Below are 15,404 nucleotides of genomic sequence, written 5' to 3'. Positions count from 1 at the left end.
GGCGCTTTCTTGTTCGATTTTCCGTGGGAAGGGCGCAGCAGATTCTTCATGGCAGCGCCGATAGGTCAGCCGGTCAGCTGAGTGCGAGTATGGGACGCATGGCCGTCGATCCAACGGGCGACGTCGGCTGGCATTTCCTCGCGCATGCTGGGCCAAACGTTGAAGAAGTTCTCGAGCGTGACATCCAGAATATCGAGAATGTCCGCGGATCCGACTTGCAGTTTTTCTTGGAGTCGCTTGAAATGGCTTCGAGAAATCTGTTCTAGGCGTTCGTCGCCGAAGAAGGGAAGGCCAAGTTCGGCGTGATTGGGGTAAGCTGCGGTGGAGACAAGATCATAGGCGGGAGAGAGTTTTGCCGTCTTCCGATCGGGATAGATCAACGACCAGTTCTTCAAATGTGCGTCACCGTTGCCGACGAGGAGATTGAAAACGATCCGACGGACCGTCTCCTGGAGAGAATCATGGTCGTATCCTCGAAAAGCAAGGCCTGCGACGGTTTCGACATTCGATTTGTACTTGCTTTCGCCCATTCCAAAACGTCCCAGAACCTGAGCAAAATCCTCAATGTGAACTCGACCGTTGTCGGTACGGTCAAATCGCAGAATGGTGTAGGCAACCTCCTCATCAGAGACCCAAGCGCCGTCTCCGAGGTCGTCGATCTGATCACGGCGATATAGCTTCACATCGGGCACTTCAATGCCGATGCTTCCGGCCAGTTTCATAACAGCGAACTCGTTGACGGGAAGATTCGGATAGTGCCCGTCAGGCGTCTTCAGTATGACGTCCCCTGATTCTCCGTGAGCTGGCAGGACGAGCCTGTCCCCTTGTCGACAGACGGAAAATTTCATCGTCATACCGGCCAGCGAGGCGCGTACGGGGAAACGCGGCGTGGATTCCAGAGGATCCGGAATGTGAATGACGTCGGCGACGTCGATGTTCGCAGTGATATCCGGATCTGGGACTACCTCGACGGCACCGGGAAGGTCTCGCCCGATTCGACCGAGCAAGGCCATCTCGTTATAGATGCTTACCCCCTGCTCGCGAGCAACGAGTTCCCGTAAACGCCCCTCTGGCAGAAGGTTCGAGAACCACTGCGGCACTTGGTTTGTAGCGCTCGGCTGTCTGCGAGGATGATTTTCGAACCACTGTCCAAGGACTGGCCGCTTTGAGCGATTCCAGTAATCTTCGTCGAAGACGAACTTGGTGTATCGACCACGATGCTGAAGGATCCCCACGTGTTCGCCGTGGAGGAATACCGCATAGGCCGAGGATTCGCTGTTCATGCCGGCGCCCCTGGGCCACCGTCCGGGTCACCGTCGTCGAAGATGAAGTCCTCCAAAGGAGGCCGATCCTCTTGCCCGTAGGCGGTGCGCGCGTCAAGGAAGTCATTGAGGTAACGCCGAAGAACCCCGGATCTCATTCTGAGGAAGTCTTCGTGGCGGTTCTCTTGAAGGGCGCTCAGCATCTTTTCGTCGAGAAGAAGCGAGTCAAGGTTGGTTTCCGCACTTGCACGCTCGATGAATTCTTGGCGGTCGACGAAGGAAATGAGCCGGTTCGCGGCGAATCCCGCGCTTTCCGCGGAATCTGGCGCAAGCTTGATCGTCACGGCTTGCGGCGTGGAGTCGTTTTCGAGCTGATCGGCAAGCTGGTCCGGCGTCATGGCAGAGTTCGTTCGAACGTCCACTGGATGCTTGTTCCACAAGGCTGCGAGGACGACTTTTGAATTCGCCCGATCCGTGCGGAACGTTGTCAGATCGAGGAGGTTGGTGAAGTCGCTTTCCGGTTTCATTGTCAGTTTGGCGGCTTTGATGAGCCGCTGAACTGAGCTGGACTCCTTGCCCGGCGCGATGAGCTTGGCCATATAGCGCAAATCTCTTTGTGAGCCGCTGATGCCTAGTGTTTCGGCTCCCACGCTCGTTCGCCAGAACCATCTGCAGATGAGCTCGAGATTGCGATCATGCGGCTTGGGAAACAACGCGAAGAACCTGGTGAGAACCAGAAGTTGGAAGCGGAAGGGAAGGAAGGTTATATGCGGAACGCCGGCGACCTGCTGGAGGAATCGAATTGCCGATACAAGTGCGCGCTCAGTCTCTTTGTAAGCCTCCTCTTTGTTCTCTTCGGGGAAGGCGCTGACATTTCGGCGCGACGGCGAAAACTCGTTGTGGAGGTCACGGGTGATATCTGGGTGCCTGCGAACGAGCAGGGCTTGCACCACAACCGTGTCGTCAAGCCTGCCAAAACGAGTCTGCTCGTTTACGTGCGTGGCGATCCCTGAGGTAGTGAGCCCACGGTCGGGTCCGCCGTGGATGGCGTCAAAGATCTCCGCGGGATTGAGCCGCTTGCCACGGGAGTTTATCCTGTCGAAGATTTCTCGTAGAGTCCCTTCATTCGCTTCTTCCATGATTATGGCGGGAATGGAAAGTCTGTTGAGCCTGGCCGCGACCTCCTGGATGTTCTCAGCTGCATTCGATACGTCGGGGTTGTTCCTCAACCATTCGAGTGCCCGTGCGAAATCGAAGAGGTCAGGAAGCGGGATCACGGACGAGCCTTCATTCCGATTCAACAGAACGACCTTCTTCGCTCTCAGGGAGTAGCCGAGCGCGAACCGAGGGTCCGCCATTCCTCTTGGGTCGACGGCGTTGACAAGGCTTGTGATGCGCTGTTGGCCGTCGACCACCCACAGGGCGTCTTGGCGTGCTCCGGCTTGAACTTCGAGCGCCCCGATCCTCAGATCATCGGCCCCGGCATCGCGTTGCCATAGAAGAAGGCTTCCGAAAGGATACCCGCGGAGTATGGAATCGAAGAGATTGAGGACATCTTGAGCATCCCAGCGAAACGAACGCTGGAACTGCGGCAGCCGCAGTCTGCCTGATGTCACGAGCGCAGAAAGCTCAGCGATCGTGTAATCGCGGTTCGTTGAAGATGCTTGAGAGTCGTCCATGCGTCAATCTTAAAGGGGCGAAAGCTTCGTCGGCTGCCTCACGCCTGCATGCTGGCCCGCAGGAATTCCTTGAACGGCCCCTCTCGGGAGGCCAGCTCCTCCGGGGAGCCGAATTGCACGATGCGGGCCGGGCCGCCGTTGTCGGACGGCTCGAGGAAGGCGACGTGATCGGCGTCGCGAATCGTCGACAGCCGGTGGGCCACGACCACGACAGTTCTGCCGCGCGCCAGCTCGCGCATAACCTCGGTGATGGCCGCCTCGTTCTCGCCGTCCAGGGCCGAGGTGATCTCGTCGAGCAGGATGATTGGCGCGTCCTTGAGGAAGTCCCGCCCGATGGAGACCCGCCGGCGCTCGCCGCCGGGAAGCTTGAGGCCGCCCTGGCCTACCTCCGTGTCCCAGCCGTTGGGCAACGCCTCGATCACGCGGTCGAGCCTGGCACGGCGCGCGGCCTCCTCGAGCTCGGCGTCCGTGGCCCCGGGGCGGGCCATCCGCACGTTCTCGCGAATCGTCGTGTCGAAAAGAAAGACCTCCTGAAACACCATTGACATCATCGACATGAGCGCTTCCGTGGGAATCTTGCGCACGTCGACGCCGCCGACGCTCACGCTCCCGCCGTCGACGTCCCAGAACCGCGCGATGAGCCGCAGCAAGGTCGACTTCCCGGCGCCCGAAGGCCCGACGAGCGCCGTGATTTCTCCGGTCCCCACCCGAAGGTCGATCGCCTCGACCACGGGGCGGCCATCCTCGTACCCGAACGTCACATCCGCGAATTCGACGTCGTTCGACGGCGGATCCGCAACCGCCTCGTCGGCGCCCGGCTCGGGCAGCGGCTGGCTGTCGATGATGTGTGCGACCGCGCGAAGCGCAACCTCGGAGTTGTGCACCTCGTCGCTGTAAAGGATGGAGACCGACAGCGGGGCGACCATGCGCGCGCATATTGTCATGACGGCCAGGTATCCGACGGCGTCCAGGCTCCCGCCCAGAACGGAGGAGAGGCCGACGGCGAGAACGAGGGCGAAGGCAGCTTGGACGGTCAATGTGAAAAGCATGGCCGGGCGGCCCACCGCTTTGAGGGCGCGGTGGACGGATTCGTTTTCCTCGGCGAGCTCGCGCTCGAGCGGCTCCCAACCTCGGGAGGCGACGCCGGTGGCTCTGAGAACGGGTTGGAGCCTGGCAAACTCAATGAGGCGCCCGGCCGCTTTGATTCCGGCCCGGGTGGAGGCTTCGTGCGATTCGTTGGACACGCGCCGCATGATCCGCCACACCTGTCTGAGCGGGACGGTCGTCAGAAAGAGGATGAGCGCCAGCCTCCAATCGACGAAGGCCACTGACACGGTCATCACGGCCGGAACGACGAACGCGTTGCACAGGGCGGGTATGACGATCGACGCGACGTGCGAGAGGGTGTTGACCTCGCGCGAGACGGCCGAGGCCACGGCGGCCTCCGTGGAGGCGTCGAACCATCCCAGCGGCAGTTTGAGCGCTTTGTCCGCGATCCGGCGGATGAGGACGTCGCACACTTCGTAAACGCTGATTTTGTACGAGGCGATCATTCCGTATGTTCCAAGGGCGAGAGTCGCCGCACCCGCGACGAGGACGGCCGCCAGCCACCCGCCAAGGCCTTCGCGATTGCCCAAAAACGAGCGCAGGAAAGGGATCATGAGGGTCAGGGCCAACCCTTGCGCCACCGCGAACGTCACGAAGATCAGCGTGAGTTTGCGCAGCTCCTTGATTCCAACCATGCGCGCCATGAGGGTCCACATCTCAGCCGTCCTCCCTTTCGACGTCGGCTTCTGCTGTTTCGGCGGGCGCCGGGCACTTCGTCGGCGATTCCTTTGCCGCCGGCTCTTGCCCGGCAGCGGCGCCTTCCGCATCTGTCTGAGGGGCTCCGCCAATGTGTTTCCACATGTCCGCGTAAACCCCTCCCGCACGCAGGAGCTCTTCGTGTGTGCCTCGTTCGGCGATTTTTCCGTCGACCACCGTCAGGATGGCGTCGGCGCCGGCGATTGTCGCGAGCCTGTGGGCGATGACGATCACGGTGCGCCCGCGTGAAAGCCTCGTGAGGGCGCGGTGTATCTCCCGCTCGGAGCGCGGGTCGGACTGGGCCGTCGCCTCATCGAGGATGAGTATCGGCGCATCCTGGATGTAGGCTCGTGCGATCGTCAGGCGCTGGCGCTCCCCGCCCGAGAGCAAGCCGCCTTTTTCTCCGATCACCGTGTCATACCCCCGGGGAAGCCTGAGGATTCGGTCGTGGATCTGTGCGGCGCGGGCGGCTTCTTCGATCTGCGCCTGCGTGGCGTCGGGTTTGCCGAGGGCGATGTTGGCAGCCACGGTGTCGTGGGCCAGCGCGACGTCTTGGAGCACGATCGCCACGCGCGAGAGCAGCCACTGGAAACTCGTATCGCGCACGTCCTTCCCGTCGATCGCCACGCTTCCGATGTCGACGTCGTAGAACCGGGCGATCAGCCGGGCAAGGGTCGTCTTTCCGCCGCCCGACGGGCCGACGAGCGCGGTGACCGAACCGGCGGGCGCCTCGAAGGAAACGCCGCGGATGATTGGGCTCTCCGGGTCGTAGCCGAAGACGACGTCGGTCAGCCTCACGGAAGCGCCGCCCGCCCGGGGGTCTGCCGTGGCTTCGCCACGCCCGTCGTTCCCGTTTTCCGCTGCGTGCGAGCCCTTTGTCTCCGCGTTTCGGCCTTCGGCTTGCGAATCCTTGCCTTCGGGCATCGGAGGAATCGAAAGCACGGCGGCGGTGTCCACCGCGGCCTGGCGGGCCTCGTAGAGGTGCTGCATCATCTGGACCAGTTGGACGAGCCCGGCCGGTATTCCCAAACCGACCATGAAGAATGGGAGGGTGTGGGCGGCGTCGATCCATCCGGCGTCGACGAACCAGACGGCGATGGGCGCGACGGTGGCGAAGATGACCGCCGGCTGGAAGAAGGAGCTGAGGAACGCCATGCCCTTGCCGGATTTCGCGGTCCAGGAGAAGGAAAGGTCAGAAAAATGCTCGCGCGCTTTCGTGAAACGGGTGTGCGCCGCGTCTGCGCCCTGAAAGTTCTTGATTTCCTTGATGCCCTCCACCATTTCGACAGTTGCCGCCGAAAGGCGCCCCTGAGCCTCGGAGAAGCCTTCCGTCAAGCCCTCGAGCCCGCGGAACGTCAAGCTCACGACGAGGATCATGACGAGCGCCCAGACGGCGAGCAGAATCGCGCTCATGCGCCAATCGACCCACACGAGATAGGCGAAGCCGGCGAGGAAGGCTACGGCGGTGTTGGTCGCGTCGCCGGCGAGATGGGCGACGAGGGTGTGGATCGAGCTCGTGTCGTCGGCGACTATCTTCCTGATCTTTCCCGAGGACGTCTGATCGACGGCCCCCAGCGGAATGCGGCCGAGCGTGGCCACGAGCCGACGGCGCAGATCGTAGCGCAGGTCCGCCTCGGCCACGTGGGTCAGTCCCAGCCCCGCGCTGTACAGAAAGCCTCCGGCGGCGATTCCGACAATGCCCGCGGCGGCCCAGCGCCAGAGCGTCGAAGCTGAGGCGTCGCCCAAAAGGCCGGCGGCGATCTCCGTGAGCGCCACGTAGGGCAGGATCGAGAAAACCGCGCCGAGCCCCGTCAAGGCGGCGGATACGAGCATCGCCCTTTTTGCGGGTGCAATGAGCTCCCATACGGTCATCCCGACCGTCTCCCTTCCGACCCGTGCGCGGGGCCGCCTTGCGTCCGTCTCCGATCCGCCCGCCGCTCAGCAGTCGAGGCGCCCAGATAGTTAGGTTGCCCTAACTCTACGCCTGCGCGCCCAGTTGGGAAAGGGGCGGGGGTTCCGATATGCGCTTTCTGCGTTCGGGCTGCTTCTTGAGACGTGCGAGACGAATGTACGCTTGAAGGGCGCGACCGCATTTCCCAATGGCTCGCGACGCTCGACGCTCCCGTAGGTCCTCTGCGGTCGAATCTCTTCGCCAGGACGATCATCGCTTTGATGCTCGACGACGACGCAGAAAGGCTTCTCGACGTCTAAAGTGCGGAGCACACGGGCCGCATGAGGAAACTGCGAAAGGCCAAGAGGGAAGGCAGCCTCGCCGACGTCCTTCTCGCCGATCATGCGTTTTTCACATCGAAGCCGATCTGCGGCGGATCGATCTGACGGCCTCGCGGCTGAGCGAGCTGCGCGAGGACGTGCGACCGTGATTGGGCAAACGGCCGACCCGGCGGCGCCGGGCGATTCGATGAACTGCACCGCCCGGCGCCTTCCGCCTCACTGAGTCCTTGGATACGCCAGGCTCGGTTTTGGCCGCTCGCAAGCCTTTGCGTTCCCGGTCCCGGCTCGCGCGAGGTCACTTGTCACTGTTGGCTTCCTCAAACAGCTTCTTCGCGCGATCGTCGAAACGAGGCCCGCCAAGATACGCTTCGGTTTCGGACCCGAACGATGTGACGGTGCGAATCTCGCCGACCCCCGTTTTCTCATTGTAATTTTCCAGCCAAGGTCCGCCGGAGGCGCCTTCTTTCAGATTGCATCCCGTGACGGTATGGAAGTGGTATTTGCGGTTGGCCCACGTGTCCTTGGTCATCTTGCTGCACGTCTGCAGGGTCAGGCCCTTGTCGATATTGTGGGGGTAGCCGAAGATAGTCGCGTTGAACTCGGTGGTCTTCCCGGTCACGACCTTGTGCCCGCCGACGGCGTCCACGAGGCGCTTGCCCTGCTCGCTGTCCTTCGTCGTCACGAAGGCGACGTCGGAGTTCCAATCGCTTCCCGCGTCGTTGCCGCGGTGGATGTAGTCCTGGAGCACGTGGAAGTGCTGAGCCTGGAACGTGCCGTAGGGCTTGTTTCCATTGTCGTATCCGGGGATGAACATCCAATTCGAAAAGTATTTGTTCTTCCCTGCATAGACGCAGTGCGCGGCGGTGACGACGACCCTCTTCGAGGCGCTGTCCACCGCCGAGGCCGAGCATTCGTACTTGCCGCCCCGATCGTCGTTGAAGAAGACCTTTCCGTTCACTCGTGTCGTTTTGCCGGCGGCCTTGTCCGCCTTGAGGGTCCGTTCGGCTTTCGCAGCGCCCTTGCGGAGGGAGGATTTGTCGGCCTTGGGCCCGCTGGGCAGAGGCATGGGCTTTGCGCTCGCAAGGCGCTCGCGCGTCCAATACTCCCGGACGGCCTTGCGCGCCGCGGCGTCGCGCTCGGCGGCGCGACCGGTGGGGGCGCCCGAGGCAAGGGCCGTCTTGCGTTCGCCCGCGGAGACTTTGTGGGCGGTGACGACCTTTGTGCCGTCGGCCTTCGTGACTGGCGCGGTCACGCTCACGGTCTCCGATGCGGCGGAGGCCGATTTCCCTGTGCGCGCGGAGCCCGATTGCGACGTCGAACTCCCCGAGGAATCGCCTTTCGAACCGCTGTCGGCGTGCGAGGCGGCGACGGGAACCGTCATGGCGAGAGCGAACGCGACGACGGTGCGTGAAAAAGTGTGGCGTTTACTCATTGATTAACCTGCTTTCGTTCCGATTGGCCCGGCACTGTTCGGGCTCGTCGGTGTGGTCTGAATTGAACAGTGCAGTATTTCGAGATCTTGTCGATCATGTCCTTCGGAAGGGCCGACGCCGAAGCCTTGCGGCCAGCCGTTCCGATGCAATCGACCGTAGAACAAAGAAAGCGCTCGCGTCAACGGTTTTGACAACTTTGATATAATCATGTATTATAAAGAACAGCCGAACAAATGCTTTCGATGAGATTGGAAGATATATTCTTCGCTTTTCGGTGCAAATGTTGCGGGTGGTGCTGTGCACAAATTGTTTTGTGCACAGCACCACCCGCTTAGTCGGCGCAATGTCAGGCGATGCGGTTTTGTGTCTTTGAGCCGCTGAGCCTGGAACGGTCGGATGCGCGTTCGCTGACTATTGATTTACCCGTCGCAGCGATCGCCGTTCCGTTCTAAGGGTTCCGGGGCCCGATTGATCTGTTCTTCGGGTCTCGGAATCCAATTTGTGGTCCTGGGACCTCTTTCCACACTCTTCAAAACTTGTGTTCCGCGGCTGCCGGACGCCGCACGCCCCTGCGCCCGTCATCGGTCGTTGTTGGCTTTCGCGAACAAGTCGGCGGTCCGATTGTCGAAGATCGGCGCCCCGATATAGGACACGTCGTTCTCGTCACTCGGCTTGTACGAGGTGATTGAACGGACATCGCCCAACCCCGTCTTTGGATCGTAGTTTTCGAGCCAGGGGCCGCCCGAGGCGCCGCCCCCGAAACCGCATCCCCACACCTGGAGGAAGGGGAACCCGTTGTTAACGATGCGCCTCGTGGTTTTTTTGCAGACCTCCATCGTCTCGCCGCCGTTGACGTTCTGCGGATAGCCGATGATCGTCGTGTCGAAGTCCGTCCGGTCGCTGAGGACCAGCCTGTGTCCGCCCACGGTGTCGACCAGGCGCTGGCCGCGCTCGTTGTTCTTCGTCGTCACGAAGGCGACGTCGGACTCGAACCCCTTTCCATGGTCGGGATCGGCCTCCCGCTGCCACTCGTCCATAGCGTGCATGTGGTAGGCCGGGAACGTGCCGTAAGGCCTGTTCTTCTTGTCATAGGCGGGAACGAACATCCAATTGCTGTACCAGGTGCCGCCCTTGCCGCCGTGGACGCAGTGCGCGGCGGTGACGACGATTCTCTTCGTGGGGCTGTCGACGGCCGAGGCCGAGCAGACGTAGTCTTTGCCCTTTTTGTCGTCGTAGTAGAGAACCTTGCCGTTGGCATGGGCGATCTGCTTGTCGTTGGCCAGCTTCTCTTCCTTTTGCAAAGCCTTCTTGGCCTTCTCCACGCTCTTTTTGAGCGACTTCTGAGAAGAGGCGCCGGACGATCTGACCGGCGCCGGCTTGGCGTTCGCGATGCGCTCGGGAGTCCAGTACTCCTGAACCGTCTTATACGCCTCCGTCTCCCGCTCCTTGGCCATCTCCTCGGGCGAGTCGCTCGCTGCGAGGTCCGCCTTGCGCTCGGCGGCGGAGACGGGGCGGGCGGTGACGACCTTCGTGCCGTCGGCCCTGGTGACCGGCGCGGTCACGCTGACTGTGCCGGACCCGTCGGAGGCCGGCTTTCCCTTTTTCGCGGAACTCGATTGCGACGTCGAACTCCCCGAGGAATCGCCTTTCGAACCGCTGTCGGCGTGCGAGGCGGCGACGGGAACGGACATCATAAGCGCGACGGCGACGGCTGCGCGCGGAAGTATATGGCGTTTACTCATGAAACAACCTGCTTTCCCCCGTGCACAGGGTGCACGAGTCTTGTTGTAGCGTCGTGTTGTATGCGATTAATGCAATTTTCAAAAGCGAAACCGTGGGCAATTGCCTGCGATTCGCCCTGAAATTGCCGCCAAGGGCGCCGGTGCGCTTAGAATTCAGCGCTGAGACAGGCTGAAATCTTTCCAGATGCGTTCCAATTGCGCCGCGTGGCATTGGGCCGGCGGACATTATATTTTTCGGGGTGCCGCGTGGGCCGACCCTAGTGTGTTCCTCCCCCGACGAGGAAGTCTAACGGGGCGGCGTCGAAACGAATGCTCTACATGTTGCGCGTTTGACGCCGCCCCGGTCGGTCAATGGAGTTGAATGCCCTCGAGGTGGCGGACTTTGCGTTCGCCGATGGGCTTGTCGGTCTTGACCGTCACCGAGGCCTTGCGCAACTCCAAAGTGCATTCCCTCGGGGCGTTGGGAAGTCGGCCGATGACGGTGGCGACTTCCACGCTTGTGTCTGTTTCTTTGACTGCGACCCGGGTCCCGTAGCATCTCTCCGTGCCCGAGGCGAAGTAGAACTTCAGCCGGTTGGGGGCGATCTGCTCGAACCTCGACCACGGGGCGATCTGTTCGTTCATCAGATCGTCGCGAGACTTGTCGTCGTTGCCCGTCGATGCGTCTGAGCCGCTCGGGGGCGACCCAGACCCATCCGCAGACGAGCTCGAACTGGACGCCGACGCATCGGCGGACCCGCCTTCGCTTCCTGTGCCTTCGGGGCCCGGCTCGCTGGGAGCCGAAGGCACAGGCGAACTTGCGTTCGCCGAGGACGGCTGGCTTGCCGTGGACGACGGGTTCGAGGAAGGGCCCTTCGAACATCCCGATGCCGCAAGCAATGCGACGATCGGCAGAATCGCCCATTTGCGAAGCCGGTTAACTGCGCCTGTCATGAGCGCATGTCACTTGTCGTTGTTGGCAAGGTCGAACAGGCCCTTGACACGCTTGTCGAAGTGCGGGCCGCCGTTGTCGATGTACTTCGTAGGCGCGGACGCCTCAGTCTCGACGAACGAGGTGACCGAGCGAATCTCACCGGTGCCAGTGACGCCGTTGTAGTTCTCCAGCCAGGGGCCGCCGGAGGACCCGGGGCCGAAGTTGCAGCCCTTGACGCCGTTGAAGCTCAGCTTGTCGCCGCCCTGCAATGCGAAAGTGTTCCCGTTGCAGATTTGCAGGCTTTCGCCGTTGTTCAAGTTGCTGGGGTAGCCGAACACGGTGGCGTTGAACTTCGAGGTTTTGCCGGTCACGAGTTTGTGCCCGCCGACGACGTCCGTGAGGTGCTTGCCCTGTTCGTTGTCCTTGACTGTCACAAAGGCGACGTCGGAGGCGTATCCCTTGAACTTGCGAGCTCCGCTGGTCTGGTCGTCCCCGTTGTTCACCCAATCGCGAAGAGTGTGCATGTACTGGGCGTGGAAGGTGCCGTACGGCTTGTTGTGGTTGTCATAGCTGGGAACGAACATCCAGTTCGTGTGCCACTTGTGGCCCTTGCCGCCGTGGACGCAATGCCCGGCGGTGACGACGATTCGCTTCGTCGGGCTGCTGACCGCCGAACCGGTGCATGCGTAGTCCGCGCCGTCGTCGCCGCGATAAAAAATCCTGCCGTTGGCGCGCGAAAGCTTGTCATTGGCGAGCTTGTCGCCGTTCTTGAGGGCCTGCTCGGCTTTGGCGACGTTCCTCTCGGCCGAGGCCTTGACGGAATCGGAGCTCAGAACAGGCGCCGGCTTGGCCTTGGCCATTCGCTCGGGGGTCCAGTACTCCTCAACGGTTTTGTAGGCTTGGGATTGTTGCTGTTTCCTGCTCTTGGCCGGAGTGTCGCTCTTGGCGAGGGCCGACTTGCGAGCTTGAAGCGATGCCGTGCGGGCGGTGACGACCTTCGTTCCGTCGGCCTTGGCGATGGGCGCCGTCACGCTGACGGTGTTCGAAGCCGCCGACGCCGACGGCGAGGATGCCGCGGTGGAATCGCCTTTCGAGCCGTTGTCGGCGTGCGAGGCCGCAACGGGAATCGTCATGACGAGCGCAACTGCGGCCGTAGTGCGTGTGAGTATGCGTCGTTTGCTCAAAATTACCTACTTTCACCCCGAGGGCGGCGGACACCGCTCGGGCGCGTGTGCGTACAATGAAACTGTTTGCATAGTTTCGGCGTTGCGTGAACGCCTGTCTATTCGGGGGCGATCGACGTCGACGCGAGGTCGCTGGAACCGGCCGAAGCCAACCCATATTGTGAAAAAGCAAGTCTGGATTCGACGTCGCCGACTCCGTTTGACTATGTCTTTACAAGTTACCCTTGTGGTCCGGCTTCTGACAAGCCCCGGGAGATCGGGTTGTAAAGCTATGATAAATTTGCGCACGAAGCGTCAAACCCCGGGATGCTCCGATAGAGGCAAGGGCGATCGAAACGAGCACAAGCCTCAGATCTCTTGCCAGGAAAAGCTGATATCGTAAGTGTGATACCGATTTGAATCTTTGAACACTTAAATGTGCATGGAAGGCCTGGCAACGGCGCCCGAATCGCCGCCGCGCCGAAGGCTTTATGGGGCCGACGGAGCCCTTGCCGGCGGCCGAGCGCCCCGTCCGGGCGGGTCCCATGACGCCCAAAGGCGCGAGGTGGAGCCGAAGTGTTTTGCGGCCCGCCGCGATCGGGGGATAAGCTATCCCGAAGCCCTCGCCGAAGGGCGATGCGACACGAAGGAGTGACGATGCCCCGCTTATCACGCGATCGATTGCTCGGCAGCCTCCCGCCGGTTCCCCCGGTTTCGGCGGGCGACGTCGTCCGGGCGCAAGAAGCGAGCGGGATGCGGCCCGTGTACGTGGTCCTCGACGACGACCCCACCGGGACCCAGTCGGTGGCGGGCCTTCCCGTTCTGACGTCTTGGGAGGTCGGCGATTTCGCCTGGGCCTTCGAAACGGGCGCCCCGGCCGTGTACGTCATGACCAATTCGCGCTCGCTCGCCCCCGAGGACGCCGAACGCGTCAACCGGGAGGCCGTGGCCGCGGCGGTCGAAGCGGCTGAGGCGGGCGGCGCCGACGTCGCCTTCGTCTCCCGTTCGGACTCGACTTTGCGCGGCCACTTCCCGCTGGAGCCGAACACGATAGCCGAATGCCTGAGATCCGCGACGGGAGCCCGCGCAGACGGCATAGTGGTGGTCCCCGCCTTCGGCGACGCCGGGCGGATCACCGTCCATGGCACGCACTACGCAGGAGATCCGCAGGAGGGCTATCTGCCCGTGGGCGAGACCGAGTTCGCGCGCGACGCGACCTTCGGATACGCGGCGTCGAACCTGGCCGAATGGGTCGAGGAAAAAACGGGCGGGGCCGTGCCCGCCTCCGACGTGCTCGTGCTCGACATTGAGACTCTGCGCACCGACCTCGACGGGGCGGTCGCCCTGCTGACCTCGGCGCGCGACGCCCGGCCGATCGTCGTGGACGCCGTCGAGGAGGAAGACCTGCGCCAGCTTGCCCTGGCGCTCATCCGCGCGGAGCGGGCCGGCTCGCGCTTCGTTTACAGGGTCGGGCCGCCCTTCGTCCGCGCGAGGGTCGGACAGGGGGTCCTCTCACCCCCGAGGAAGTCGAGGCCTCTCGGGCCGACCGGGAATTCGCCGCCGGCGGTCTCGTCGTCGTCGGCTCGCACGTGGATCTCACCACCCGCCAGCTGGCCGAGCTGAGGGCCCGCCGCCGCCCCCTCGAGTTGGAGATCGACGTGGCGAAGGTCGTCGATCCCTCCTCCCGAGGCCCGCACTTGTCCGAGCTGATCGACGCCGCGGCCGCCGGCCTGAAAGAGGGCGACGTGGCAGTGCGCACGTCGCGGACCCTCGTCACGGGCGCAGACGCGGGCGATTCGCTCGCGATTTCCCGGAAGGTCTCGGCGGCGGTCGTCGAGGCGGTCAAGGGCGTCCTCGCGCGGGCGACGCCCCGCTTCGTCGTCGCCAAGGGCGGCATAACGTCTTCCGACGTCGCCTCCAAGGGCCTCGGCATTCGGCGCGCGACGGTCGTGGGCCCCATGCTCCCGGGAATCGTCTCGCTGTGGTCCGGCCAGGACGGTCCGGCCGCGGGAATCCCATACATCGTCTTTGCAGGCAACGTCGGGACGGCCTCCTCGCTTGCCGACGTCGTCGACAAACTCGCTTAGCGGGAGGTCCGAATCGCGCAGCCGGCCGACGAACCCGCTTGGCAGGCAAGGCCTTCGCCGCAAGCACAACCCGCGCAGCGGGCCGGCGGGCCCGCGCAACAGATCGAACAGGACGCACATGTGCGTCGGATCCGCCCGAACGGCGGATGCGAAAGGAGAGAACATGACCAGAATCGCGGTGCTCGGCCTGGGGGCGATGGGGCTTCCCATGGCGACGCGGCTCGCAAAGGACTTTGACGTCCTCGCCTACGACGTCTCGGACGAACGGCGCAAGCTGGCCGAAAAGGCCGGGTTGAAGGTCGCGGCCGGCACGCCGGAGGCGGTCGAAGGGGCCGACGTCGCCCTCGTCGCCGTGCGAAACGCCGCCCAACTCGAGGCCCTGCTCTACGGCCCAGGGGGAATCGTGGCGGCTCTTCCCAAGGGCGCCGTCGTCATTCTGACCTCCACTGTGGGAATCGCGGCGGCCGAATCAGTCGCCGCCCGGCTGGAAAAAGACGGGATAGGGCTGGTGGACGCCCCCGTCTCCGGCGGGCCGACTCGCGCGGGCGAAGGCGACCTCCTCGTGGCATGCGGAGCCCTCCCGCGCGATTTCGAGAAAGTCCGCGAGGTTCTCGAGGCGATGGCCGGCAAGCTGGTTCTCGTCGGCGACGAGCCGGGCAAAGGCCAGGCTCTCAAGACGGTCAACCAGCTTTTGTGCGGCGTGCACATCGCGGCCGCGGGAGAGGCCCTCGCGCTCGCGGGCAAGCTTGGACTCGATCAGCGCACCGCGCTCGAAGCGCTGATGTCCGGGGCCGCGGAGTCGTTCATGCTGGGGCATCGCGGGCCTCGCGCCATCGAGGCCTACGAGGGCGGCGACCCCGACGTCGCCTCGCGCTTGGACATTTTCGTCAAAGACATGGGAATCGTGACGTCCGCGGCGAAGGACGCGGGCATGGCCGTTCCCGTGGCGGCTGCCGCCGAACAGCTTTACCTCATGGGGTATGTGCGCGGTCAGGGGGCCATGGACGATTCGACGGTCATCCGTGTTCTCGCCCCGGATTCGGAGGGCTGAGGCGCAAGCCGGCTTGCGCGGAGGATCGGAGCGTGCCGT

At 63.1% G+C, this 15,404-nt stretch carries 12 protein-coding genes; 4 read left to right on the top strand and 8 right to left on the bottom strand.

Annotation, left to right across the window (positions count from 1 at the left end):
- Nucleotides 1-65: 65 nt before the first annotated feature.
- The 4 genes from ACO48X_RS00145 to ACO48X_RS00130 are packed head-to-tail and all read right to left on the bottom strand — an operon-like array spanning nucleotide 66 to nucleotide 6,616.
- Nucleotides 66-1,283: a type II toxin-antitoxin system HipA family toxin gene (locus ACO48X_RS00145; protein ID WP_484999378.1), complete on the bottom strand. Its 1,218-nt coding sequence runs from the start codon at nucleotides 1,281-1,283 to the stop codon at nucleotides 66-68.
- Nucleotides 1,280-2,941, bottom strand: coding sequence for a DUF262 domain-containing protein (locus tag ACO48X_RS00140; protein WP_484999376.1), 1,662 nt, complete (start codon nucleotides 2,939-2,941; stop codon nucleotides 1,280-1,282). Before ACO48X_RS00140 ends, ACO48X_RS00145 begins: the two co-directional genes overlap by 4 nt.
- A gap of 38 nt (nucleotides 2,942-2,979) precedes the next feature.
- Nucleotides 2,980-4,704: an ABC transporter ATP-binding protein gene (locus ACO48X_RS00135; protein WP_484999374.1), complete on the bottom strand. Its 1,725-nt coding sequence runs from the start codon at nucleotides 4,702-4,704 to the stop codon at nucleotides 2,980-2,982.
- 1 nt (nucleotide 4,705) lies between these two features.
- Nucleotides 4,706-6,616, bottom strand: a complete 1,911-nt coding sequence (locus ACO48X_RS00130; protein ID WP_484999372.1) for an ABC transporter ATP-binding protein — start codon at nucleotides 6,614-6,616, stop codon at nucleotides 4,706-4,708.
- 183 nt (nucleotides 6,617-6,799) lie between these two features.
- Between ACO48X_RS00130 and ACO48X_RS00125 the strand changes: the two genes are divergently transcribed.
- Entirely contained in the window at nucleotides 6,800-6,955 is a 156-nt protein-coding gene (locus ACO48X_RS00125) for a hypothetical protein (RefSeq protein WP_484999370.1), read from the top strand.
- 316 nt (nucleotides 6,956-7,271) lie between these two features.
- On the opposite strand, the gene ACO48X_RS00120 is transcribed toward ACO48X_RS00125, so the two are convergent.
- The 4 genes from ACO48X_RS00120 to ACO48X_RS00105 form a co-directional block, all read right to left on the bottom strand.
- Nucleotides 7,272-8,408: a trypsin-like serine peptidase gene (locus ACO48X_RS00120; RefSeq protein ID WP_484999368.1), complete on the bottom strand. Its 1,137-nt coding sequence runs from the start codon at nucleotides 8,406-8,408 to the stop codon at nucleotides 7,272-7,274.
- A gap of 579 nt (nucleotides 8,409-8,987) precedes the next feature.
- The gene (locus ACO48X_RS00115) at nucleotides 8,988-10,151 is read right to left on the bottom strand and encodes a trypsin-like serine peptidase (RefSeq protein WP_484999366.1); all 1,164 of its coding nucleotides are present in this window, start codon (nucleotides 10,149-10,151) and stop codon (nucleotides 8,988-8,990) included.
- A gap of 348 nt (nucleotides 10,152-10,499) precedes the next feature.
- On the bottom strand, nucleotides 10,500-11,084 hold the full coding sequence (locus ACO48X_RS00110) for a hypothetical protein (protein ID WP_484999364.1): 585 nt from the start codon (nucleotides 11,082-11,084) through the stop codon (nucleotides 10,500-10,502).
- A gap of 9 nt (nucleotides 11,085-11,093) precedes the next feature.
- Nucleotides 11,094-12,248, bottom strand: a complete 1,155-nt coding sequence (locus ACO48X_RS00105) for a trypsin-like serine peptidase (protein WP_484999362.1) — start codon at nucleotides 12,246-12,248, stop codon at nucleotides 11,094-11,096.
- A 636-nt stretch (nucleotides 12,249-12,884) separates the two neighbouring features.
- Here ACO48X_RS00105 and ACO48X_RS00100 point away from each other — a divergent pair.
- The 3 genes from ACO48X_RS00100 to ACO48X_RS00090 all read left to right on the top strand — a co-directional run bounded on the left by ACO48X_RS00100 (nucleotide 12,885) and on the right by ACO48X_RS00090 (nucleotide 15,365).
- A complete protein-coding gene (locus ACO48X_RS00100) occupies nucleotides 12,885-13,850 on the top strand; it encodes a four-carbon acid sugar kinase family protein (protein WP_484999360.1) in 966 nt (321 codons plus the stop codon).
- Nucleotides 13,817-14,314, top strand: a complete 498-nt coding sequence (locus ACO48X_RS00095; protein WP_484999358.1) for a nucleotide-binding domain containing protein — start codon at nucleotides 13,817-13,819, stop codon at nucleotides 14,312-14,314. The genes ACO48X_RS00100 and ACO48X_RS00095 overlap by 34 nt, the downstream gene beginning before the upstream one ends.
- A 163-nt stretch (nucleotides 14,315-14,477) precedes the next feature.
- Entirely contained in the window at nucleotides 14,478-15,365 is an 888-nt protein-coding gene (locus tag ACO48X_RS00090) for an NAD(P)-dependent oxidoreductase (protein WP_484999356.1), read from the top strand.
- Nucleotides 15,366-15,404 lie beyond the last annotated feature (39 nt).

The sequence above is a fragment of the Peptidiphaga sp. genome (assembly GCF_057238965.1).
The sequence above is the reverse complement of the archived record's forward strand: the minus strand, read 5'-3'. Positions and strand labels throughout refer to the sequence as shown.